Raw genomic sequence first — 24207 nt, forward strand, 5'->3', positions numbered from 1 at the left:
GATGGCGCAGCCATTCCGGCCGGGGTGGTGGCGGGTGACGGAGAGGCGGAGGGGGATGGCGCAGCCATTCCGGCCGGGGTGGTGGCGGGTGACGGGCGGGCGGTCACGAGAGGGCCTCCTCGGGGCGGGGCATGGGTCAGGTCTCGGGGACGGACGGGCGGGCGGCGGTGGGGCGGTTCGGCTGCGGGCCCTCACCCCCGGCCGTCGGGCCCGGTGGCCCGGGCCGGGCCGGTCCCGTCCCTTCCCATGGCCCGCTCCCCGCCCGCCGCCAGGCGCCGGACGGCGGCCATCGGGACGGCCAGCCAGTCGGGCCGGTGCCGGGCCTCGTAGAGCACTTCGTAGACGGCCTTGTCGGTCTCGTAGGCGCGCATCAGTTCGGGCGCGGAGCGCGGATCGAGCCCGCCGGCCTCGGCGTATCCGAGGCAGAAGGCGTCCCGGGTGCGCCGCGCCCACTCCAGCGACCAGGGGTCGCCGCCCGCCGGTCCGCTGCGCGCGGCATAGTCGAACGAGCGCAGCATCGCCGCGACATCACGCACCGCGGGCTGCGGCCGGCGCCGCTCGGCGAGCGGGCGGGCCGGTTCGCCCTCGAAGTCGATCAGCGACCAGCGGCCCTCGTCGGCGGAGCGCAGCGTCTGGCCCAGGTGCAGATCGCCGTGGATGCGCTGGGCGGCCCAGCTGCGGCCGTCGTGACCGACCGCGGCCAGCGCGTCGAAGGCGGTACGCAACCGGGCCCGGTAGGGCTGGAGCACGGGCACGGCGCGGGCGGTGGCCGTCAGCCGCTCGGTCATCTGGGCCGCGATCACCTCCAGCTGCGGGCGGCGCAGCTCGGTGGTCGGCAGCGTCTGGGCGAGCGCGGTGTGCACCTCGGCGGTGGCATGGCCGAGCGCCCGCGCCGAGCCGGTGAAGTCGGCGCGTACGGCCAGCGCGTTCAGCGCCAGCTGCCAGCCGTCCGCCGAGCCCGGCAGGAAGGGCTGGAGCACGCCCAGCGTGGTCGGCTCGCCGCCCTCGTCGGGGGCCGCCGACTCGAACCACGCCGCGGGCGCGGGCACCCGTGCGCACTTGGCGTCCGCGAGGGCGCGCGGCAGCTCCAGATCCGGGTTGATGCCCGGCTCGACCCGCCGGAAGACCTTCAGGATGAAGGAATCGCCGTAGACGATCGAGGAGTTGGACTGCTCGACGGCGATCGGCCGGCCCGGCAGCCCGGCGGGGATGACGGCATCGGGCTCCCGGCAGAAGCGCAGCGCGCCGAGCCGGCCCGGGACCCGCAGCCGCTCCAGCAGCACCCCGCAGAGCCTGCTGTCGAGCAGCGCGTCATAGACGGTGCGGCCGCGCAGCGGTCCGCCGCCGGGGCGCCCGACCACCGCGGGCGCCAGCTGGGGCGGCGGCGCGGGGTGCACTCCCAGCAGCAGCTGGTAGCGGTCGCCGCCGGCCGGGGTACGGCTCGGTGGCGCGCTCTGCTGGGCGCGGACGAGCAGTTGCAGCAGGCCCGGTGCGGTGCCGTCGCCGGTGCACGGCAGCAGCTCGGTCGCCGAGAGCAGGGTGAAGCCGGTGACCAGCCGCCCCTTCCCGGCGAACCAGCGCTGGCGTGGCACCCAGTCGGCGAGCAGCGGAACCAGCGAGGACAGCAGATCGGGGGCCGAGACGAGCGGGCGGCGATCTGGGGTGTTGCGGGTGGCACGGGTCGAGGCGGTGTCCGACATGGCGTCGAGTCCTTTCCCCGGGCACACGACATATAGGACGAAGTGTCCCGGAATGCGGCCTTGACTGTGCGGCGGCGCGGTGGGGGTACCCCCAGACGGAGTCCGGGGCTCGGGCGTATCCGCAAGGTCCCGTCCGGCTCGCGGCGGACGACGGGACCTTGCGGACACGCCCGGGCGGGCGAGAGCGTCCGTACGGCAGCGGTCTTCCGGCGTGCGCTGCTTCCGCTGCGCGGCGGGCCCCTCCCGAGCCGGGGGGACCGACGATGGCTCACCCGGCCCGTGCGGTAGTAGGGAGGCTGCCCGAGCGAAAGGTCAAAAAACGCCCGTACGTGCCAGGTGGCCGCGTACGGGCGTCTTTCCGGCGCCCGTGCCCGGTCAGGGCACCGGCTGACTTGCGTTTCTGCGCAGCCGGAACCAGTAGAACCCGTGGCCGGCGAGGGTCAGCAGATAGGGCAGCTCCCCGATGGCCGGGAAGCGGACCCCGCCGATGAGTTCCACCGGATGGCGGCCGCTGAACGACCGCAGGTCCAGCTCCGTGGGCTGGGCGAAGCGCGAGAAGTTGTGCACGCACAGCACCAGGTCGTCGTCCGCGCCGCCGGTGCCCGGCGCCTCCCGGAGGAAGGCCAGCACCGCCGGGTTCGTGGAGGACAGCTCGGTGTAGCTGCCGAGCCCGAACGCCGGATTCTGCTTACGGATCTCGATCATCCGCCGGGTCCAGTGCAGCAGCGAGGAGGGTGAACTCATCGCGGCCTCGACATTGGTGACCTGGTAGCCGTAGACCGGGTCCATGATGGTCGGCAGGAAGAGCCGGCCCGGGTCGCAGGAGGAGAAGCCGGCGTTGCGGTCCGGCGTCCACTGCATCGGAGTGCGCACCGCGTCCCGGTCGCCGAGCCAGATGTTGTCGCCCATGCCGATCTCGTCGCCGTAATAGAGGATCGGCGAACCCGGCAGGGAAAGCAGCAGGGCCGTGAAGAGCTCGATCTGATTGCGGTCGTTGTCGAGCAGCGGGGCCAGTCGCCGGCGAATGCCGATATTGGCCCGCATACGCGGGTCCTTGGCGTACTCCGCGTACATGTAGTCGCGCTCTTCGTCCGTGACCATTTCGAGGGTCAGCTCGTCGTGGTTGCGCAGGAAGATGCCCCACTGGCAGCCGGACGGAATCGCCGGGGTCTTGGCGAGGATTTCCGAGACCGGATAGCGCGATTCGCGGCGTACCGCCATGAAGATGCGCGGCATGACCGGGAAGTGGAAGGCCATATGGCATTCGTCGCCGCCGACGCCGTAATCGCCGAAGTAGTCGACGACGTCCTCCGGCCATTGATTGGCCTCGGCCAGCAGTACGGTGTCCGGGTAATGCGCGTCGATTTCCGCGCGGACCCGCTTGAGGAAGGCGTGCGAGGCCGGCAGGTTCTCGCAGTTGGTGCCCTCTTCGGCGTAGAGATACGGCACCGCGTCCAGCCGGAAGCCGTCGATCCCCAGGTCCAGCCAGAACCGCAGGGCGGAGATCATCTCTTCCTGGACCGCCGGGTTCTCGTAGTTGAGATCCGGCTGGTGGGAGAAGAAGCGGTGCCAGTAGTACTGCTTGCGGACCGGGTCGAAGGTCCAGTTGGAAGCCTCGGTGTCGACGAAGATGATGCGGGCGTCGGCGTACTGCTTGTCGTCGTCGGCCCAGACGTAATAGTCGCCGTACGGCCCCTCGGGGTCGGTGCGCGATTCCTGGAACCACGGGTGCTGGTCGCTGGTGTGGTTCATCACCATGTCGATGATGACCCGCATACCGCGATGGTGTGCGGCGTCCACGAATTCCACGAAATCGGCCAGGTCACCGAATTCGGGGAGCACCGCGGTGTAGTCGGCGACATCGTAACCGCCGTCCCGCAGCGGGGATTTGAAGAACGGCGGCAGCCAGAGGCAGTCCACCCCCAGCCATTGCAGATAGTCGAGCTTGGCCGTGATGCCCTTGAGGTCGCCGATGCCGTCGCCGTTGCTGTCCTGGAAGGAGCGCACCAGGACTTCGTAGAAAACGGCCCGTTTGAACCAGTCGGGATCGCGGTCCTTCGCCGGGGTGTCCTCGAATGTGTCGGGGACAGGCTCATTGACGATCAATTGGGTGACCCTCCGATCGGTGAGGACGGTCGCAGCGACAGCACATGGGCGGGCGCGAGAGAGCGGCCCGGCTCCAGGCGCACATAGTTGTCCCTGCCCCAGTGGTAGGTATCGCCGGTGAGCTCGTCGCGCACCGGAAAGGACTCGTGCCGGCCGAGGCCGAGTTCCGGCATGTCCAACGACACCGTCGCCTCGTGGGTGTGGTGCGGGTCGAGGTTGACCACCGTGAGCACCGTGTCGGCCCGGTCGCCGTGCCCCTCGCGCTTGGAGTAGGCGAGGACGGCCTCGTTGTCGACGTGGTGGAAGCGCAGATTGCGCAGCTGCTGAAGGGCAGGGTGCCGGCGGCGGATGCGGTTGAGCGTGGTGATCAGGGGGGCGATGGTGCGTCCCTCCCTGGCCGCCGCATCCCAGTCGCGCGGCCTGAGTTGGTACTTCTCCGAGTCCAGGTACTCCTCGCTGCCGCGGCGTACCGGCGTCGACTCGCAGAGCTCATATCCGGCGTAGACGCCCCAGGTGGGGGACAGGGTGGCGGCCAGTACGGCGCGTACCTCGAAGGCGGGGCGGCCGCCCTCCTGGAGGTAGGCGTGCAGGATGTCCGGGGTGTTCACGAAGAAATTCGGCCGCAGGTAGGAAGCGCTCTCGCCGGTCAGTTCGGTGAGGTAGTCGGTCAGCTCCTGCTTGGTGTTGCGCCAGGTGAAGTAGGTGTACGACTGGTGGAAGCCGATCTCGGCGAGGGTGTGCAGCATGGCCGGGCGGGTGAACGCCTCGGCGAGGAAGAGCACGTCCGGATCGGTCCGGTTGATGTCGCCGATCACCTTCTCCCAGAAGGCCACCGGCTTGGTGTGGGGGTTGTCCACCCGGAAGATCCGTACGCCCTTGGCCATCCAGAAGCGCAGCACGCGTTCGGTCTCGCGGACCAGCCCGCGGAAGTCGGTGTCGAAGGCGAGCGGGTAGATGTCCTGGTACTTCTTCGGCGGGTTCTCCGCGTAGGCGATCGAGCCGTCCGCGCGGTGGTGGAACCACTGGGGGTGCAGGGTGACCCAGGGGTGGTCCGGGGAGCACTGGAGCGCGAAGTCCAGGGCCACCTCCATCCGCAGGTCACGGGCGGTGCGGACGAAGTGTGCGAAGTCGTCGAAGGTGCCCAGGTCCGGGTGGAGGGCGTCATGGCCGCCGGCCGGTGAGCCGATGGCCCAGGGGGAGCCGACATCGTCCGGGCCGGCCGTGAGCGCATTGTTGGGGCCCTTGCGGAAGGCGGTGCCGATGGGGTGGACGGGCGGGAGGTAGACCACGTCGAAGCCCATGGCGGCGACGGCCGGCAGCCGGTCGGCGGCGGTGCGCAGGGTGCCGCTGACGGCCGTGCCGTCCGGGGTGACGGTGGCGCCCTCGGAGCGCGGGAAGAGCTCGTACCACGAGCCGAACAGCGCCCGCCGGCGCTCGACGACCAGCGGCATCGGACGCGAGACGGTGAGCAGTTCGCGCAGCGGATGGCGGGCCAGCGCCTCGGTGACCTGGGGGGTGAGCGCCGCGGCCAGCCGGGTCGCGGCGGACAGCCCGGCGTCGCGCAGCGCGTCCACGGCGGCGAGCACCGCCTCGCGCCCGTCGCTCTTGGGGACCTCGGCCGCCGCCCGCTCATGGAGCTCGGCACCCTCGGCGAGCATCAGCTCGGTGTCGATGCCCGCCGGGATCTTGATGGCGGCATGCCGCCGCCAGGTGGTGACCGGATCGGACCATGCCTCGACGGTGAACGTCCAGCGGCCCTCGATGCCGGGGGTGACCTCGGCGCTCCACCGGTCGGTGCCGGGTTCCCGCTCCTGCATCGGCGTCCAGGGGCCGCAGCGCCCGGCCGGATTGCGCAGCACCACATTCGCCGCGACGGCGTCATGCCCTTCGCGGAAGACGGTGGCCGAGACCTCGAAGGTCTCACCCACCACGGCCTTGGCCGGGCGGCGGCCGCAATCGATCTGCGGGCGGATGTCCAGAACAGGAATGCGACCGATCATGGGCTCACCTGGGCTTGTGGTGCTTTGCAGGGTTTTGTCCTTTGTATCCGCTTCACGGCAGGCGGACCGGCTGCGGGCATGGGCGCTCCTGTCCGCTTTCACTCGGCTGGCGGATGGCACGGCGGGGCGGATCGGTGCTTCCCCGGCCCCTGGTCGGCGGTTCCCCCGCGGGACCCGGTGCGGGTGGGCGCCGCGGGTGCCGGACGGATACGGGGCGCCCCGCCCCGGACGACGACCGGGACGCGCGGCGGAACGGGCCTCACCGGCGGCCGGTCATCATGCGCCCGCCATGACCCGGCGGACGCCTTCCCGCCCCCGCGCGGACGACTGCGGCGCTGCGCTGACACGGTCGGCGTTCGCCTCCTCAACTCGGTCTGATCACAGCGGAGTTGCGGTGTGCGGATGTCCGGTGCCGCGCCGGGGCCCATCGGCGCCACACCGCAGCCTCTCTCCAGGAGGGAGTCCGTACAAGAGCGCATGAGGGGGTGGAATCAGCCATATCGGCGGACGGGGCGGTAGGAGGCATCGGAGCGGAGTCCGGGCGGGGGACGGCGGGGGAAGGCGCCTGTGACGGGGGCGAGTTGCGGGCGCCGGTCCGCGGGTTCGGCGCCGGCGGGGTCGGCTTCGGCGGGGCCGGTCCGGCGGGCCTACGGAATGGCGCCCGGCGCGGCCGCCTAGCGGTCCCGGCGCTTCACCACGCTCTTCTTGACCAGCCGCTCGTCGTCGCCGAAACAGAGCTCGTAGGCGGAGTCGGAGCCGGGGCGGACGCTGTAGTAGACGCAGGTCCAGTCGTGCGGGGGCGGCGGGGTGCCGTCCGGCGGGGCGTCCAGGGCGAAGAACGGCAGCTGGGACGCCACCCGGGAGCGGTCGGCGCCGAGGCGCAGCGCCGTGTAGTGCTGCCGCTCCAGCACCGTCCAGGACGGGCTGACCAGGTGGTAGATGCTGCTCAGCACCACTACGGCCGCCAGCAGCGCCACCGGGGCCGCCACCATCTGCCGGAGCCGGCGCCGCAGCTGCCGCCGGGCGTGCGCCAACTCCCGCTGGGCCGCGGTGGGTTCGGGGCGGGCGAAGGCTTCCGGGCGGGCGCCGCCGGCGGTCGGCAGCCGGGCCGAGACCATGAAGCCGCCCTCCGGGGTGGGGCCGGCCCGCAGCGCGCCGCCCGCCAGCCGTACCCGCTCGTCCAGTCCCACCAGCCCGCTGCCGCCGGAGACCGGCCCGGCCCCCGGACCGGCCGATCCCGCGGTGTTGGCCACCGTGACCTGCACCTGCCCGTCGGCCCGTCCGATCCGCACCCGGACGGCCGCGCCGGGGGCGTGTTTGGCGGCATTGGTCAGCGCCTCCTGGACGACGCGGTGCAGGGCGTGTCCGGTCATGGCCGGAAGCGTGCCGTTCCCGGTGCCGTCCGCCTGCTCCAGGGTCACCGTCATCCCGGACGCCCGCGCCCGCTCCACCAGCCGCGCCACGCTCTCGTCCGCCGGTACCCGGGGCGCGCTCTCGTCATCGGTGCGCAGCACGCCGATGATCTCCCGCAGCCGTTCGGTCGCCGTCCCGGCCGCGGCCCGTAGCTCACCGGCAGCCGCCTGTCGGTCCGCGTCCAGCCGCGGATCGACCTCCAGCGCCCCGGCCCGCAGGGCGATCAGGGCCAGGTCATGGCCGAGGGAGTCATGCATGTCGCCGGCGATCCGGGCCCGTTCACGCAGCCGGGTGCGATCGGCGACGGCCTGTTGTTCGCGCTCCATCCGCTCGGCGAGCTGCCAGCCGGTACGGGCGAGTTCGGCGTACTGCCGGCGGTAGCGGCCCAGCAGCCACGGCAGCACCACATTGAGCAGCAGCGTCAACAGCAGCGAGAACCACGGCCACACCGTGCGGCCCACCACCGCGGCCAGCGGCAGCCCGCCGGCCGCCACGGCGGAGAAGAACCACAGCGCCGGGCGGGCCCGGGACAGCCGGACCCCGGCCAGATAGCCGAACGCCGCCAGCGCGACGCAGTAGCCGGTGGTGAACAGATCCAGCGAGATCACCAGGCTCGGCGCGATCGGCAGCGCCAGCGCCGTGAGCGGACTGCGCCGGTGCAGCAGCACACAGACGCCGAGCAGCGGGAAAGCGGCCGCGGTGGCCCACCGCTGGGCGCCGTCGAGGGAGGCGACGACGAGCGCCGCCGGACCGCACAGCGCGAGCCAGAGTCCCAGCGCGGGGGCGAGGGCGCGCAGCCGCCGGGCGTCCGGGCGCGTCCACGGCGTCATGACGCCGGGACCAGGCCCGCCTCGTACGCGAGGATCGCCGCCTGGACGCGGTTCCGGAAGCCCAGCCGGGCGAGGATCGCGCTGACATGCGCCTTGACGGTGCCCTCGACCAGGAACAGCCGCTGGGCGATCTCCGCGTTGGACAGCCCGGCGCCGACCAGCCCGAGCACCTCGCGCTCCCGCCCGGTCAGCTCGGCGACCCGCGTGCGGGCGGCCGCTCCGCGGCCCAACTGCCCGCCGCCCAGGTGCGAGATGACGCGCCGGGCGACGGACGGCGAGAGGCAGGAGCCGCCCTCGGCGACGGCCCGCACCCCGGCGATCAGCTCCCGCGGATCGCCGGACTTGAGCAGAAAGCCGGCCGCGCCCGAGCCGAGGGCGCCGGCGATGTACTCGTCCTCGGAGAACGTCGTCAGCATCACGACGGCGGTGGCGGGCAGCGCCCTGGCCAGCTCCGCGGCGACCCCGAGGCCGTCCAGCCGCGGCATCCGGATGTCCAGCAGACAGATATCGGGCCGGTGCCGGAGCGCCTGGTCGATCGTCTCGCGGCCGTCGGCGGCCTCCGCGACGACCTCGATATCGGGCGCGGTGCCGAGGATCGCGCGCACACCGGCCCGCATCAAGGGCTCGTCGTCGGCGAGCAGGACCCTGGTACGGCTGACGGGCGGGCCGCCGCGGGACTCAGTCATACCGTCAGACTAAGCGGCGGGCAGGGTGCTCCGGCCTGCTCCCGGCCGCGCCGCCGTGGTGTGCGGTTCCTCCCCCAACCGGGCGGGCTCCCGGGCCCGTCCGGCACGGTGCCGGGGCCGGCGGCGCGGGGTGCCGGATGCTGAGGGCCTCCGACCCGCAGGAGCGGCCCGTGAACCAGCCCAGCCCGCACGGCACCCGGGAACCGGCAGGCCCCGGCGCCGGCCGGGCCGCCGGCGGTGAGGCCGGGGTCATCGGCATCGCCCTCGCCGCCGTGCTGACGGCCGCTCTCGCGCAGGGCTCCTGGCAGTGGTTCGCCACCTACGTAGGGGTGACGCTGCTCGCGGTGGTCTGCTCCTTCTACGCACTGCCGGCCTGGACGCCCGGCCTCCGCACCGCGTATCTGCGGAAACTGACCGCGTTCGCGCTGACCGTCGGTCTGTGCCTCGCGATCACCTTGGCGCCGATGCTCCAGCGCTGGGCGTGGCTGTTCCCGATGGAGGGGACCCGCAGCGGGTGCGGTGAACTGGGCAGGTACGAGAGCCTCCGGACGGAGGCGGAGCTGGCGCAGCTGAGCGGTCGCGACCGGGCCGCGCTGGCCCGCGCGCAGCAGGCCCGCAGTCATGTGGCCGTCGCCGACTGCCTGTCCGCCACGACGACCCTCTGGCTGCCGCTGTACGGGGCCGGGGCGGCGGTGCTGGTGGGTGCGGGCGCATGGAGCTACGGCCGGGCCCGGGCGCGGAAGGAGAACGGGCCGGAGGCGTCCTGCTGAGGACCGTTCCGTCATCCCGGGCGGGTGAACTCCCGCCCCCGTCACGCGCGAAGGCGGTGCCCGGAGATCTCCGGACACCGCCCGCGCCGGGGTCAGATCACCCCGGGACGATCAGCACGTTCCCGCACGTTGCGTCACTTGACGGCGACACCGGTCCAAGCGGCCTCGACGCCCTTGACCTCGGCGCTGCCGGCCTTGTACAGGTCGGTGGCGGCCTTGACGGTCGCCTCACGGGCGGCCTTGTAGTCGGTGTTCGAGGTCATGTACTCGGTCAGGGCCTTGAACCAGATCTTCTCGGCCTTGTCCCGGCCGATGCCCTCGACCTTCTTGCCGTCCGCCGTCGGGCTGTCGTACTTGACGCCACCGATCTCCTTCGGGCCGCTGCCCTCGGACAGCAGGTAGAAGAAGTGGTTGGCGACACCCGAGGAGTAGTGCGGGTCGAGGTCACCGGTCTTGGAGTCCCAGTTGTCCTGCGACTGACCGTCCTTGGACGGCTTGTCCATGTAGCGCAGCGGGGTACCGTCACCGTTGATGTCGATCTTCTCGCCGATGAGGTAGTCGCCCGGGTCCTTCTCGCTCTTGGCGAAGAACTCGGCCGAGGTCCCGAAGATGTCCGAGGTGCCCTCGTTGAGGCCGCCGGACTCACCGCTGTAGGTGAGGTTGGCGGTGGCGGAGGTGACACCGTGCGACATCTCGTGCGCCGCGACGTCCAGCGCGGTCAGCGGGGCCTTGTCGCCCTCGCCGTCGCCGTACGTCATGCAGAAGCAGCTGTCGTCCCAGAAGGCGTTGACGTAGCTCTTGCCGTAGTGGACACGCGAGGAGGCACCCTTGCCGTCGCCCTTGATACCGCTGCGGCCGTGCACCTCCTTGTAGTAGTCCCAGGTCACGCCCGCGCCGTAGTGCGCGTCGACGGCGGCGGTCTGCGGGTTGTCCGGCTTGCCGGTGCCCCACTTGTCGTCCTCGTCCGTGAACGCCTTGCCGTCACCGGACTCGCCGTTCTCGAGGTTGGTGGTCTTGTGGCCACCGCGCTCCTTGTCGGTCAGCGTGAAGCCGTTGCCCTCCTTGGAGGTGCCCAGCTCGACGCTGCCGCTGTACTCGCTCTCGCCCTTGCCGGTACGGATCTCGTCGTACTGGAACAGCTTCTTGCCGCTGTTGGCGTCGGTGATGACGTGCATCCGGCTCGGGGTGCCGTCCTTCTTCACGCCCTTGACGACGGTGTCGTAGGCGAGCGTCGGGGTGCCGGAGGCGGCCCAGACGACCTTCTTGGGCGCCTGCGCGTCGGCCTTCTTCGCGCTGAGCGACTTCACCGCGGTGCCCTGGGCGGACTTCGCGGCGGCGGTCGGGGCGATCTTCGCCGTGGTGGAGGCCACCTTGACCGACTTCTCGGTCGACTTGGTGGTGCTCTTGACCGCGCCGCCCTTGGCGGTGTGCACGATCAGGTCGCCGCCCAGCACCGGCAGGCCGGCGTAGGTGCGGTCGTAGCGGGTGTGCGTGGTGCCGTCAGCGTCCTTGATGACGTCCTTGACGACCAGCTTCTCCTGTGCGCCCAGGCCCAGTTCCTTGGCGGTCTGCGCCTTGGTCGCGCTCGCGTCGCGCAGCAGTTCCGCGCGGTGCGAGGCGGTGAGCTTGAGGGGCGAACCGTCCGCGGTGGGGGGCTGGGCGGGGGAGGCGCCGGCGGTACCAGCGGTGATGCCGGCGGCCACGAGGGCGGCAACGGCGATCGAGGTACCGACGACACGGGTCTTACGGGATATGCGGGGGGTCACGCGTGCTCCTTCAACTTTGCCAAGTGGTGGGGGTGCAAAGCGATGCGGGTGTGACGTGCGTTCGGGAAGACTGCCATTCGAACGCGTGCATGTCAGGAGGGTGTTCGGGGATTGGCTGAAAATTGTCCGTAGAGAGGGACACGCCGTTCGCATAACGGAGCTGGGCGCCGCCCCCGGATTTCAGGGAACGACGCCCAACGCGCGTGCCGTGTGTGTCAGTTGTGCGGTGGCGAGATCTGTGACCCGCCTATGTCACACCTAAGTGACGGCTGAGTGCTGCCTCCGGTCAGAAGGTCAGCTTCCAGCCGTTGATGTAACCCGTGTCCTGGGAGTAGACGTCCTGGACCCGCAGCTTCCAGGTGCCACTGGCCTTCTCCGAGGAGGCGTTGACGGTGTACGTGGTCTTCACGTTGGCCGCCGAGTCGAACGCGCTGGCGTTCTTCAGCCGGTAGGCCGTGCCGTCCGGGGCGACCAGGTCCACGACCAGGTCACCGCGGTAGGTGTGCACGATGTCCACCGCGACCTTCAGCGTGCTCGGCGCGTTGCCGCTGCGGCCGACGTTGATCGGCGAGGTGACCGCCGAGCCCGCGTCCGGGATCTGCACATCGTCGGCGTTCTCGAAGACATTGCCGCCGCCGGCCGCGTTGACCGTCCAGGTGAAGGCGGTGGTGCCGGTCTTCTTCGCGGCGTCGGTGACCGTGACCGTCACATTGCTGGTGGCGGCCGTGGTCGGCGTACCGGAGATCAGACCCGTGGTCGCGTTGAGCGACAGCCCGGCGGGCAGCCCGGTCGCCGCGTAGGTCAGTGCGCCCGCGGTGCCGCTGGTCGCCTTGATCTGGAGGCTCGCCGCCTGGCCCACGGTGCTGGTCTGGTTGCCCGGGTTGGTGACGGTGACGCCGCCGCCGTCCGGGACGCGGGCGCCGACGTTGACCGCCGCCCAGGTGTTGGCGACCGTGTTGTACGAGGCGCTGCCCTCGCCGAACAGGTCGGCGGCGGCCTTGAGGGTGGCGGTGCGGGCGGCCGCGTAGTTGGTGTTGGCGCTCATGTACTGGCTGAGTGCCTTGAACCACACCTTCTCGGCGTTGGCCCGGCCGATGCCCGGGACCGGCAGGTTGTCGAAGGTCGGGCTGTCGTAGTGGACGCCGCCGATGTCCTTCGGGCCGCTGCCCTCGGACAGCAGGTAGAAGAAGTGGTTGGCGACACCGGACGAGTAGTGCACGTCCTTGTTGCCGACGTTGCTCGACCAGTAGTCGGCCGACGCCCCGTCCTTGGACGGCTTGTCCATGTAGCGCAGCGGGGTGCCGTCGCCATTGATGTCGATCTTCTCGCCGATGAGGTAGTCACCGGGGTCGGAGGAGTTGTTGGCGTAGAACTCCACCGCCGTACCGAAGATGTCGGAGGTCGCCTCGTTGAGGCCGCCGGACTCACCGCTGTAGGTGAGGTCGGCGGTGGCCGCGGTGACACCGTGCGACATCTCGTGGCCGGCCACGTCGATGGACGTCAGCGGGGCGGCGTTGCCGCTGCCGTCGCCGTACGTCATGCAGAAGCAGCCGTCGTCCCAGAAGGCGTTGACGTAGCTGTTGCCGTAGTGCACCCGGGAGTAGGCGCCCACGCCGTCGCCCTTGATGCCGCTGCGGCCGTGCACGTTCTTGTAGTAGTCCCAGGTCACCTGGGCACCGAAGGCAGCGTCGGCACCCGCCGTCTGGGCGTTCTGCGGGGTGCCGTCGCCCCAGGTGTCGTCGGCGTCGGTGAACAGCGAACCGGTGCCGGACGAGCCGTGCTTGAGGTCGTAGGTCTTGTGGTTGCCGCGGGTGGGGTCGGTCAGCGAGAAGTTCGGCGCCGAGCCCGACGAGCCGACGGTGACCTTGCCGCTGTACTGGGTGTTGCCGACGCCGTTCTCGATCCCCTGGTACTCGAAGATCTTGGCGCCGGTCGTGGCGTCCGTGATGACGTGCAGCTGGTTGGGGGTGCCGTCGTCCTGGAGCCCGCCGACCACCGTCTCGTACGCCAGCAGCGGCTTGCCGTCGGCGACCCAGACCACCTTGCGCGGGGCCTTCGCGGCCTCGGTCTTCTCCGAACCGCGGGCCTGCGCCGCCTTGACGGCCTTCGCCTCGGCCGCGGCCGGCTTCACCTTCGCGGTGGTGCTCGCGACCTTCAGCTGGGAGCGGACGGCCTTGGTGACGCCCTTGAACGTGCCGCCCTTGCTCTCGTGCACCACGAGGTCACCGCCGAGGACGGGCAGTCCGTCGTAAGTGCGCTCGTAGCGGGTGTGAACGGTGCCGTCGACATCCTTCGAGACGTCCTTGACGACCAGCTTCTCCTTCGCGCCGAGCTTCAGCTGCCGCGCGGTCTCGGCGGTGGTGGCGCCGGCTGCCCGTATCAGCTCCGCACGCTGGGACGGGGACAGCTTGGCCGGCAGGGCGCCGGGATCGGGGGTGGCATGCGTGCTGCCCGGCCGCGGGGCGGCCGCCGTGCCGGTACCGGCCTGAACGCCGACGGCCAGCATCGCCGTGACGGCGACCAGTGCGCCGGTCGCGACGGCGCGTCCATGGGGGGTGCGTCTCACACTGACTCCTTCTGCGGTGGCCGCCACATGACGCTGCGGCCGAGGGGGACCGGGCGGCGAAACGGCCGTCCGGGCAGAGCGAGGCAGAACTCTTGGAGCGTGTGGGGGGAGACGTACGTGAGGTGCTGGGTGTTCGGGTGGAACGGGTGGAACGGGTGGTGCGGGTGGAACTTCCGGCCGCGGGGTGTGGTGCTGTGGGGGCCCGTGCGGCGGTTGCCGGGAAGAGTCCCACCGTCAGCGGCTCGTTGTCAGGCTCCGTTCAACTAATTGGCCGGAAACCGTCCGTTGCCCGAAATCGGTGTCCGGAAGCCGGACGGAGGACTGAACGTCCGTACGAGCCGGGGCGGCCGCACCGGCCCGGACGGAGGTCTTCCACGGACACGCCCTAGCCGTGCCACGAGCGCCACAGGCCGGCGTAGGCCCCGTTCGCCGCCACCAGGTCGTCATGGGTGCCGAGTTCGGTCAGCCGGCCCTCCTCCATGACGGCCACCCGGTCCGCGTCGTGGGCGGTGTGCAGACGGTGGGCGATGGCGATGACCGTACGGCCCGTCAGGACGGCGGCCAGGGCGCGTTCGGTGTGCCGGGCCGTCCGCGGATCGAGCAGCGCGGTCGCCTCGTCCAGGATCACCGTGTGCGGATCGGCCAGCACCACACGGGCCAGGGCCAGTTGCTGCGACTGGGAGCCGCCGAGGCGCCGGCCGCCGGCGCCCAGCTCGGTGTCCAGGCCGGCCGGCAGCTCCGCGGCCCACTCCGCGCCCACGGCGGCCAGTGCGGCACCCAGCGCGGCGTCCCCGGCGTCGGGCGCGGCGATCTGGAGATTGTCCCGGAGGGTGCCCAGGAACACATGGTGCTCCTGGGTGACGAGGACGACCTGGCGGCGCAGCGCGGCCGGATCCAGCGCGGCGACCGGCACCCCGCCGACCGTCACCGAGCCGTGCCGCGGCGCGTCGATCCCGGCCAGCAGCCGCCCCAGGGTGGACTTCCCGGCGCCCGAGGGGCCGACCACGGCGAGGCGTTCGCCGGGGCGGACGGTCAGGTCCACACCGTGCAGGACATCCCGGTCCGCGGCCGGGCCCGGACCCCCGGCCCCGTAGGCGTAGTGGACGGCGGTGACCTCGATGCGGTCGTCGGCGGGGACGGTGGGGGAGGACTCCGCGGCAGGGTGTGGGAGGAGGGCGGCGGGGGCGGCGGGGGCGGTCCTCGTCCGCGGGGCCCGGCCCAGCCCCTCGACACGGGCGAACGCGGCGCCGCTGCTCTGGAGTTGCTCGGCCCAGAACAGCACCGTCGCCAACGGGTCGGACAGCTGCCGCAGATACAGCGCCGCGGTGATGACCACGCCCAGGCTGATCCCGCCCCGCCCGTGCAGCGCCCCGCCGGCCAGCAGGACGGCGACCACCGGGACGACATAGGCGACATCCACCGCCGGCAGCAGCACACTGCGCAGGAACAGCGTGCGGGTGCGGGTGCGGCGGCAGCGCTCGACGGCCTGCTCGCTCGCCGCCGTCCGGCGCTCCTGGAGCCCCAGCGCCTCGACCGTCCGCGCGCCCGCGGCGGTGGCCGCCAGCAGCTCGGCGAGCGCCGACGTCGCCGCGCCCTCCGCCAGATACGCGCCGTGCGCCCGGCGCAGATACCAGCGGACCGCGAACACCCCGCTGAACACGCCCAGCCCGCACAGGCCGAGCAGCGGATCGAGCACCACCACCGCCCCCAGCAGGAACAGGGCCTGTGCCGCGGCGACGCACACCTCCGGCACGGCGTCCCGCAGCGCCCGGGCGACCGAGGTGACATCGGCTGTCCCACGGGCCGTGAGATCGCCGGTACCGGCCCGCTCCACGACGGCGGCCGGCAGCGCCAGCGCCCGCTCCACGTACTGCACGCGGACCCGCGCCACGGTCCGCTCGCCGAAGCGGTGCCCGACGTACCGGGCGTAGCGCGCCAGCAGCAGCTGTGCCACCCCGCACGCCAGGATGACCAGCGCCAGCCGGTCCACCGTGTGCACGCCGCCGCCGGAGCGCACGGTGTCCACGATCCGGCCGAGCAGCCAGGGGCCGGCCAGTCCGGCGCCGGCCGCCAGGGCGTTCAGCGTGAGCATCAGGGCGACGGCCCGGCCGTCCCGCCGGACCAGCCGGAGCGCCGCCCGCCGGGTGGCGGCCGGATCGGCCACCGGCAGCGCCGCACCACCCGGCAGTGCGTCCTCGGGCCGTGCGGGCCGGGTAGCGGTCGCCGTCATCACACGTCCTCCTTGGTCACGGGGGCCTCGGGGCGGCGGGGGGCTGTGCCGTTGTCCGTGCGGGGCAGGTCCGTGCCGCTCCCGTTCGTGCCGTCCTCGTCCGTACGGTCTTCGTCCGTACCGTCCTTGTCCTCGCCGCGGGCCACCAGGCGGCGGTATCCGGGCTGTTCGGCCAGGAGTTGACGGTGGCTGCCGACGGCGGCGACCCGGCCGCCGACGAGGAAGTACACCCGGTCGGCCCGGTCCAGCAGCAGGGGCGAGGTGCTGGTGACGACGGTCGTACGGCCCGCCCGCGCGCGGTGCAGCCGGGCCGCGATGCCGGCCTCGGTGTGCGCGTCGACGGCGGAGGTCGGTTCCACCGCGAGCAGCACCTCGGGGTCGGCCAGCAGTGCCCGCACCAGGCGCAGCCGCTGCCGCTGCCCGCCGGAGAGATTGCGGCCCTGCGCCTCGACCGCCGAGTCGAGCCCGTCCGGCAGCCCGCGGACGATGTCCTCGGCCAGCGCCGTCCGGACGGCCCGGCCGATCGCCTCCTCGGTGCGGTCCCGGCGCCCGGCCACCACCTCGCGCAGCGTCCCCGCGAACAGGTCGGCTTCGTTGTCGGCGACCAGGATCCGGTCGCGGACCTGCGGGAGCGGGATCTGGTCGAGACGGACCGCGCCCCAGGTGGCGGCCGAATCCGCGAACCGGCCCAGACGGTCGACCACCGCCGCCGACTCGCCCGGCCGGGCGGCGGCCACCGCCGTCAGCAGACCGGGCACCACCTCGACGCCCGACGCCGGATCCCGCAGCACGGACGCGGCCTCGGGGGCGTCCCCGGCCGCGCTCCCGGCGTCGGGGGCGTCCCTGGCCACGCTCCCGGTGTCGGGGGCGTCCCCGGCGGCCACGCTCCCGGCCGTGCGCCCCGCCGCGTCCCCGGCCGTGCCCCCGGAGCCCTCCGCGTCATCCGGCTCCAGCCGCAGGAACCGCACCACCCGCCGGGCCGCGACCAGCCCACGGGTGAGGTCGTAGCCGCCCTCGATGAAGAACGAGACCGGCACCACCAGCGCCGCCGCGTATCCGTAGACGGCTACCAACTCGCCGACGGTGATGGTCCCCTGTGCCGCCATCCTGGCCGCGAGCCAGGTCACCGCGGCCAGGAACAGCGTCGGCAGGCCGACCCCGAGGGCCTGCACCCAGCTCGTCACCGCACCGACCCGGTAGCCCTCGTCCCGCAGCTCCCGCGCCTCGCGCCGGTGACGTTCGGCGAACACGTCCTTGCCGCCCAGTCCGTTGAGCACCCGCAGCCCGCCGACCAGGTCCGTCAACCGGGCCGCCAGCCCGCTCTGCCGCTTGCGGTATCGCGACTCGGCTCCCTGTAACCGCCCCAGCAACGGCCCGACCAGCAGTGCGAGCAGCGGGACACCCAGCAGCACCACCCCGGCCAGCAGCGGCGAGACGGTCAGCAGCAGCACGGCGACGACCCCGTAGGCCAGCACCCCGCCGACACCGGGCCCGGTCATCGTCAGCGTCTGGCTGATCACCCCGACATCGCCGATCCCGATCATGACGACCTCCCCGGCCGTCACCTTGTGGGGCAGCGCGGCCCCCAGCCGCAGGGTGTGCGCCACCAGGACCCGCACCGTACGGAAGGTGGCGTCCATCCGGATCCTGGTCATGGTGCGATGCCGCATGACCGCCAGCCAGGCGTTCGCCACCCCGACCCCGAGCAGCACCGCCACCCAGCCGAGCAGCACCGGCATCCGGCCCGGCACCAGCCCCTCGTCGATGGCCCGGGACAGCACATAGGGCGGCAGCATCAGCCCGACCATCCACAGGCTCCCGTAGGTGGCGCCCGCCGCCACCCGCCCCCGCTGACTGACCACCAGCCACCACACATAGCGTCCGGCACTGCGGAGGTCGGGGAATCCCGGCCCCCGTGCGGCCCCGTTCCTCATGGCGCCCCCTCGCGTCGTTGCCGCCCTACCCCACGCTGTCCCGCCACGCCTGGTGCAGCTGCGCGAACCGGCCCCGTGCGGCGATGTGTTCGTCCGGCGGGCCGTCCTCGATGATCCGGCCGTCGGCCATGACCAGGACCCGGTCGGCGATGTCGACGGTCGAGAGGCGGTGGGCGATCACCAGGGCCGTACGGCCCTCCAGGACAGTGTCCATCGCGCGCTGCACGGCGCGTTCGCCGGGTATGTCCAGGGAGCTGGTGGCCTCGTCGAGGATGAGCACGGCCGGGTCGGCGAGCAACGCCCGGGCGAAGCCCACCAGTTGGCGCTGGCCTGCGGAGATGCGGCCGCCGCGCTTGCGGACATCGGTGTCGTAGCCGTCCGGCAGGGCGGTGATGAAGTCATGGGCGCCCAGGGCCTTCGCGGCGCGTTCGATCTCCTCGCGGGTGGCGTCCGGGCGGCCGAGGGCGATGTTGTCGGCCACCGTGCCGGAGAACAGGAACGCTTCCTGGGTGACCATGACGACGCCCCGGCGCAGCGCGGCCGTGGACAGCTCACGCAGATCGACGCCGTCGAGCAGCACCTGGCCCTCGGTGGGGTCGTAGAAGCGGGCCAGCAGCTTGGCGAGGGTCGACTTGCCCGCGCCGGTGGCACCCACCACGGCCACGGTCGACCCGGCCGCGAGGGTCAGATCGAAGCGGGGCAGCACCTCGCCGCCGGTGCGGTAGGCGAAGCGGACCCCGTGGAAGGTGACCTCGCGGCCCGGCCGGCCGGCCACGACAGGCGGCAGCGTGGCCGAGGCGGCCGGTTCCGGGACGCCGGGGCGCCGGGCGAGCAGTCCGGCGATCTTGTGGAGCGAAGCGGCCGCGGACTCATAGGAGTTGAGGAACATCCCCAGCCGGTCGATGGGGTCGTACAGCCGGCGCAGATAGAGCACCGCGGCGGCGAGGACGCCGAGCGCCAGGCCGCCCGTGGCCACGCGGTAGGCGCCCCACAGGACGATCGCGGCGACCGCGATATTGGCCACCACCCGGGAGGCGACGACATAGCGCGCCATCTCCAGGAGCGTGTCGCCGTTGAGCCGTGCGTGCCGGTGGTTCAGCCGGGCGAAGGCGGCGTCGTTCGGGCGCTCGCGGCGGAACGCCTGCACCGGCCGGATGCCGTTGAGGGTCTCGGTGAACTTCACGATGACGGCCGCCATCGCCGTGGACTTCGCGCCGTAGGACCGGTGCGAACGGTGCCGGAAGGAGCGGACGAGGAGGGCGAGCGGCCCGGCGGAGGCGAGGGCGGCGGCACCCAGGCCCCCGTCCAGCCAGAGCAGCATCACGGTGATGTAGACCGACGAGAGGAAGACCGTGATCAGCTCTTGCAGCCCCTCGTCGAGGAGTTCGCGCAGTGCCTCCACATCGGTGGTGGCGCGGGAGATCAGCCGGCCGGACGTATAGCGCTCGTGGAAGTCCAGGCTCAGCGCCTGGCCGTGCCGGAAGATCCGGCCGCGCAGATCGAGCAGCACATCCTGGCTGACCCGCGCGCTGAGCTCGATGAAGCCGAACTGGAGCCCGCCGGACACCGTCGCGCACAGCACCGCCGCCACCGCCACGGCGAACAGCGGTCCGTGGTCGCCGGCCCGCAGCGCCGGCACCACCCGGTCGAGCGCGTAGGCGACCAGCAGCGGACCGGCCTGCACGGCGGCCTGCTGGAGCAGCAGCAGGACGGCCACCAGCCCGACGCGGCGCCGGTGCGGGGCCAGCAGGGAGGCGAGGAGGGTGCGCGCGGCCCCCTTGGGGGCGGGCAGCGCGTCCTGGGCGAGCGCGTCGGGGGCGAGGCCCGCGGACTCCGGGGGCTCCGGGGCGGGCCGGGGGCCGGGGCGGTCCTCGGGGTTGTCGGACGGGCGGCCGGTCGTGGTGGTGGTCATCGGGCGCCCTCTCCGTCGCCGGACATCAGCGTGGCGTACTCGGGGTGGTCCCGGAGCAGTGCGTGGTGGGTGCCGACGGCGGTGATCCGGCCGTCGGACAGCAGGGCCACCCGGTCGGCGAGCAGGACCGTGGAAGGCCGGTGGGCGACGACGAGGGCCGTGGTGGTCGCCAGGACCTGCCGCAGGGCCGCCTCCACCAGCGCCTCGGTGTGCACATCGAGGGCGGACAGCGGATCGTCGAGGATCAGGAAGCGCGGCCGGCCGACCACGGCACGGGCCAGGGCGAGCCGTTGCCGCTGCCCGCCGGACAGGCTCAGGCCCTGCTCGCCGACCTGGGTGGCCGCGCCCTCGGGAAGGGCGTCGACGAAGCCGGCGGCCTGCGCCACCTCCAACGCCCGCCGGAGGTCGCTCTCCTGGGCGCCCTCGCCGCCCATCAGGACGTTCTCCGCGGCGGTCGCCGAGAAGAGCGTCGGCTCCTCGAAGGCCATTGCGACCAGCGCACGGACCTCGTCCCGGCCGAGGGCCGCCAGATCGCGCCCGTCGAGGCTGATCCGGCCCGCGGTGGGGTCGTACAGCCGCGGCACCAGCGCCGTGAGCGTGGTCTTGCCGCTGCCGGTCGCCCCGACCAGCGCCATCGTCTCGCCGGGCCGGATGTGCAGGGTGATGTCCTTGAGCAGTGGCGGGGAGTCGGCCGGCGCGTCCGGGTAGCGGAACTGCACGCCGGAGAAGACCAGGCCGCCGGGGGCGGGTGGCTCCGGGGTGTGCCGTATCGGCGTGTTCCGTATCGGTGCGTCCGCCGCCCGAGCGTCCGCCGCTGGTGCGTCCGAGGCCCGTGCGTCCCGGGCCGCCGCATCCCGTGCCCCCGCGTCGCGGCCCGCCACGCCCCCCGCCGCCTCGTCCACGGCCGGCACGTCCAGCACCTCGAAGTACCGGTCGGTGGCCGCCGCCGCCTCGTTGCTCATGGCCAGCAGGAAGCCGATCGACTCCACCGGCCAGCGCAGCGCCAGGGCGGTGGACAGGAAGGCGACCAGGGTGCCCGCGGACAGCGCGCCGTCGGCCACCTGGAGGGTGCCGAGCACCAGCGCGCCGCCGAGCGCGAGCTCCGGCAGGGTGGTGTTGCACCCCCAGATCCACGCCAGCAACCGCGCCTTGCGGAGCTCGGACGTACGGAGCGCGCGGGTCAGTTTCCGGAAGTCCTCGGCCTGGCTGCGATGGCGCCCGAAACCCTTGATGATGCGGATGCCGAGCACCGACTCCTCGACCACCGTCGTCAGGTCGCCGAGCTGGTCCTGGGTCCGGCGCGCCGCGTGCCCGTACTTCGCCTCGAAGACGGAGCACAGCACCATCAGCGGCAGCACCGGCGCCAGCAGCACCAGCCCCAGCGACCACCGCTGGGCCAGCAGAAGCACCGCGCCCACCAGGATGGTGACGCCGTTGACCAGCAGAAAGGTCAGCGGGAAGGCGAGGAACAACCGCAGCGTCTGGAGATCGGTCGTGCCGCGCGACAACAACTGGCCCGAGGGCCAGCGGTCGTGGAAGGCGACCGGAAGGCGCTGGAGATGGCGGTAGAGCGCCTCGCGCATCGCCGCCTCCACCCCGGCCAGCGGACGCGCCACCAGCCAGCGCCGCAGCCCGAACAGCAGCGCCTCCGCGAGCCCGAGCAGCAGCAGATACCCGCCGCCGAGCCACGCCCCGCCGGGATCGCGCTCCGCCACGGGCCCGTCCACCAGCCACTTGAGCACCAGCGGAATGACCAGGCTGACGCAGGAGGCGAGCACCGCCACGAAGGCGGCCGTGAACAGCCGCGCCCGCACGGGCCGGGCGAACGGCCACAGCCGCACCAGCGAGCGCACGGCGGAGCGCCGGGGTAAGTCGGTCGGGTCGGTCCGGTTCGTCGTCTGCGCGGTATCAGCCATCACTCGCGAGCGTAAGGCGCGGCACTGACAACGCTCACCTGGATTTCGGCCGACGATCCGCCCGGCTCCGCCGCGCCGTATGCCTCAGTCCGGCACCGCCCGGAACAACAGCACCGACCGCCCGCCGAGCGTGATCGGCGCGCCTGCCGCGTAGGGCGCCTCCGCGGCCCCCGGCTGCTCCTCCCGCGCGGTGTCGACGAGGAGTTCGTAGCCGCCGGCCCAGGGCGGCCCGGGGAGGGTGAACGGGCGCGGCCGGTCGCCGGCGTGGAGCACGGCGAGGAAGCTGTCGTCGACGATCCGGAGGCCGCGGGCGTCGCGCTGCGAGATGTCGTTCCCGGAGAGGTACATGCCGAGCGTGGCCCCCGGGGTGTACCAGTCCTGTTCGGTCATCTCCGTCCCGTCCGCGGTGAACCAGGCGAGGTCGCGCAGACCGCCCTGCTGATGCGGCCGGCCGGAGAAGAACGCCCGGCGGCGCAGGACGGGATGGGCCCGCCGCAGGGCGATGAGCCGGGCGACGAGCCCGGCCAGCGGGCGCCACTCCGGGTCCTCCAGGAGCGACCAGTCGAGCCAACTGGTCGCGTTGTCCTGGCAGTAGGCGTTGTTGTTGCCGTGCTGGGTGCGGCCCATCTCGTCACCGGCGACCAGCATCGGTACGCCCGTCGACAGCAGCAGGGTGGTCAGCAGGTTGCGCAGCTGGCGGTGGCGCAGCGCGCGGACGGCCCGGTCGTCGGTCTCGCCCTCGGCGCCGCAGTTCCAGGACCGGTTGTCATGGGTGCCGTCGCGGTTGCCCTCGCCGTTGTCCGCGTTGCGCTTGTGCTCGTAGCTGACCAGGTCGCGCAGGGTGAAGCCGTCGTGTGCGGTGATGAAGTTGACCGAGGCGTACGGGCGGCGGCCGCCCCAGGCGTAGAGGTCGCTCGATCCGGAGAGCCGGTACCCCAGATCGCGGACATCGTGCTGGGCGCCGCGCCAGAAGTCCCGGACGGTGTCCCGGTAGCGGTCGTTCCACTCCGTCCACAACGGCGGGAAGGCGCCGACCTGGTAGCCGCCGTTGCCCACGTCCCAGGGCTCGGCGATCAGCTTGACCCGGCGCAGCACCGGGTCCTGGGCGATCACCGCGAGGAACGGGGAGAGCATGTCGACGTCGTGCATGGAGCGGGCCAGCGCGGCCGCCAGGTCGAAGCGGAAGCCGTCCACGCCCATTTCGGTGACCCAGTAGCGCAGCGAATCGGTGATCAGCCGTAGTACCTGGGGCTGGACGACGTGCAGGGTGTTGCCGCAGCCGGTGTAGTCGGCATAGCGGCGGGCGTCGTCCGCCAGACGGTAGTAGCCGCGGTTGTCGATGCCCCGGAGGGACAGCGTCGGCCCCAGTTCACCGGCCTCCGCGGTGTGGTTGTAGACGACGTCGAGGATCACCTCGATACCGGCGTCGTGCAGCGCCCGCACCATCCGCTTGAACTCGCCGACCTGCTGCCCCCGGGTACCGGTGGCGGCGTATCCGGCGTGTGGCGCGAAGTAGCCGATGGAGTTGTAGCCCCAGTAGTTGCGCAGCCCCCGGCGCACCAGGTGGTCCTCGTGCGCGAACTGGTGCACCGGCAGCAGTTCGACGGCGGTGACCCCGAGCCGGACGAGGTGCTCCAGCGCCGCGGGGTGCGCCAGCCCGGCGTAGGTGCCGCGCAGCCGCTCCGGGATACCGGGGTGACGCATCGTGAAACCCCGTACATGCAGCTCGTAGAGCACCGAATCCGGCCAGGGCGTCTTGGGCCGGCGGTCGTCCCGCCATTCGTCGGCACCGCCCTCGCCCCCGGTGTCGTCGCCGACCACGACGCCCTTGGGGACGTACGGCGCCGAGTCCCGGTCGTCGCGCACGGTGTCGGCGACCTGCTGCTGCGGCCAGTCGCGGACGTGCCCGTACAGCGGGGCGGGCAGCGCGGCCCCCGTGCCGGCCCCCTCCGTACGGGTGCCGAAGTCGCCGTCCACGGCTCTGGCGTACGGGTCGAGCAGCAGCTTCGCCGGATTCCAGCGGGCGCCGGACCAGGGGTCCCAGCGGCCGTGCACCCGGTAGCCGTAGCGCTGCCCGGGGCGGACACCGGGCAGGAAGCCGTGCCAGATCTCATGGGTGAGCTCGGTCAGCGCATGGCGCGTCTCGCGCTCCGCGTCGTCGAAGAGACACAGCTCGACCGCCTCGGCGCCGCCCGCCCACAGGGCGAAGTTGGTGCCGGCGATGCCATCGGGGGCGGTGCGGTAACGGGCCCCCAGGGGAGTGGGGCTGCCGGGACGGATGTCCGCGGGTGGGGCGAGTGGTTCGTCCGCCACTGCCTCCTGCTCGGGTGCGCTCGACACGTGCCCGCCTCCTGCGGCTCATGGCTCGGTCGGGCGGT

General features: G+C 72.6%; 13 protein-coding genes. 1 reads left to right on the forward strand and 12 read right to left on the reverse strand.

What is annotated here, in order from left to right:
* Nucleotides 1-191 precede the first annotated feature (191 nt).
* The 5 genes from ACFWJW_RS09225 to ACFWJW_RS09245 all read right to left on the reverse strand — a co-directional run bounded on the left by ACFWJW_RS09225 (nt 192) and on the right by ACFWJW_RS09245 (nt 8735).
* Nucleotides 192-1700: a maltokinase gene (locus ACFWJW_RS09225; RefSeq protein WP_387236999.1), complete on the reverse strand. Its 1509-nt coding sequence runs from the start codon at nt 1698-1700 to the stop codon at nt 192-194.
* A 375-nt stretch (nt 1701-2075) separates the two neighbouring features.
* Nucleotides 2076-3806 carry a maltose alpha-D-glucosyltransferase gene (treS, locus tag ACFWJW_RS09230; RefSeq protein ID WP_387237001.1) on the reverse strand — a complete coding sequence of 577 codons (1731 nt, stop codon included), beginning with the start codon at nt 3804-3806 and terminating at the stop codon, nt 2076-2078.
* Nucleotides 3803-5806, reverse strand: a complete 2004-nt coding sequence (locus ACFWJW_RS09235; protein WP_387237003.1) for a maltotransferase domain-containing protein — start codon at nt 5804-5806, stop codon at nt 3803-3805. Before ACFWJW_RS09235 ends, treS begins: the two co-directional genes overlap by 4 nt.
* Before the next feature lie 674 nt (nt 5807-6480).
* A complete protein-coding gene (locus tag ACFWJW_RS09240; protein ID WP_387237005.1) occupies nt 6481-8049 on the reverse strand; it encodes a sensor histidine kinase in 1569 nt (522 codons plus the stop codon).
* Entirely contained in the window at nt 8046-8735 is a 690-nt protein-coding gene (locus tag ACFWJW_RS09245) for a response regulator (protein WP_387237007.1), read from the reverse strand. The genes ACFWJW_RS09240 and ACFWJW_RS09245 overlap by 4 nt, the downstream gene beginning before the upstream one ends.
* A 170-nt stretch (nt 8736-8905) precedes the next feature.
* Between ACFWJW_RS09245 and ACFWJW_RS09250 the strand changes: the two genes are divergently transcribed.
* Nucleotides 8906-9505, forward strand: coding sequence for a hypothetical protein (locus tag ACFWJW_RS09250; RefSeq protein WP_387237008.1), 600 nt, complete (start codon nt 8906-8908; stop codon nt 9503-9505).
* Nucleotides 9506-9639: 134 nt separating this feature from the next.
* Here the strand turns inward: ACFWJW_RS09250 and ACFWJW_RS09255 are convergent, their stop codons facing one another.
* From ACFWJW_RS09255 to glgX, 7 genes are all read right to left on the reverse strand, one after another.
* Nucleotides 9640-11271, reverse strand: coding sequence for a M4 family metallopeptidase (locus tag ACFWJW_RS09255; RefSeq protein ID WP_387237010.1), 1632 nt, complete (start codon nt 11269-11271; stop codon nt 9640-9642).
* A 286-nt stretch (nt 11272-11557) separates the two neighbouring features.
* On the reverse strand, nt 11558-13837 hold the full coding sequence (locus ACFWJW_RS09260; RefSeq protein ID WP_387237012.1) for a M4 family metallopeptidase: 2280 nt from the start codon (nt 13835-13837) through the stop codon (nt 11558-11560).
* Nucleotides 13838-14222: 385 nt separating this feature from the next.
* Nucleotides 14223-16067 (reverse strand): ABC transporter ATP-binding protein, encoded by a 1845-nt coding sequence (locus tag ACFWJW_RS09265; protein ID WP_387237014.1) that lies wholly within the window; start codon nt 16065-16067, stop codon nt 14223-14225.
* Nucleotides 16067-18001, reverse strand: coding sequence for an ABC transporter ATP-binding protein (locus ACFWJW_RS09270; RefSeq protein WP_387237016.1), 1935 nt, complete (start codon nt 17999-18001; stop codon nt 16067-16069). The genes ACFWJW_RS09265 and ACFWJW_RS09270 overlap by 1 nt, the downstream gene beginning before the upstream one ends.
* Nucleotides 18002-18026: 25 nt before the next feature.
* Nucleotides 18027-19913 carry an ABC transporter ATP-binding protein gene (locus tag ACFWJW_RS09275; protein ID WP_387237018.1) on the reverse strand — a complete coding sequence of 629 codons (1887 nt, stop codon included), beginning with the start codon at nt 19911-19913 and terminating at the stop codon, nt 18027-18029.
* Nucleotides 19910-21829, reverse strand: coding sequence for an ABC transporter ATP-binding protein (locus ACFWJW_RS09280; protein WP_387237020.1), 1920 nt, complete (start codon nt 21827-21829; stop codon nt 19910-19912). Before ACFWJW_RS09280 ends, ACFWJW_RS09275 begins: the two co-directional genes overlap by 4 nt.
* 84 nt (nt 21830-21913) lie before the next feature.
* On the reverse strand, nt 21914-24169 hold the full coding sequence (gene glgX / locus ACFWJW_RS09285; protein WP_387237022.1) for a glycogen debranching protein GlgX: 2256 nt from the start codon (nt 24167-24169) through the stop codon (nt 21914-21916).
* Nucleotides 24170-24207 lie beyond the last annotated feature (38 nt).

This window comes from Streptomyces sp. NPDC127097 (assembly GCF_042724075.1).
In the GTDB taxonomy this organism is placed as follows: domain Bacteria; phylum Actinomycetota; class Actinomycetes; order Streptomycetales; family Streptomycetaceae; genus Streptomyces.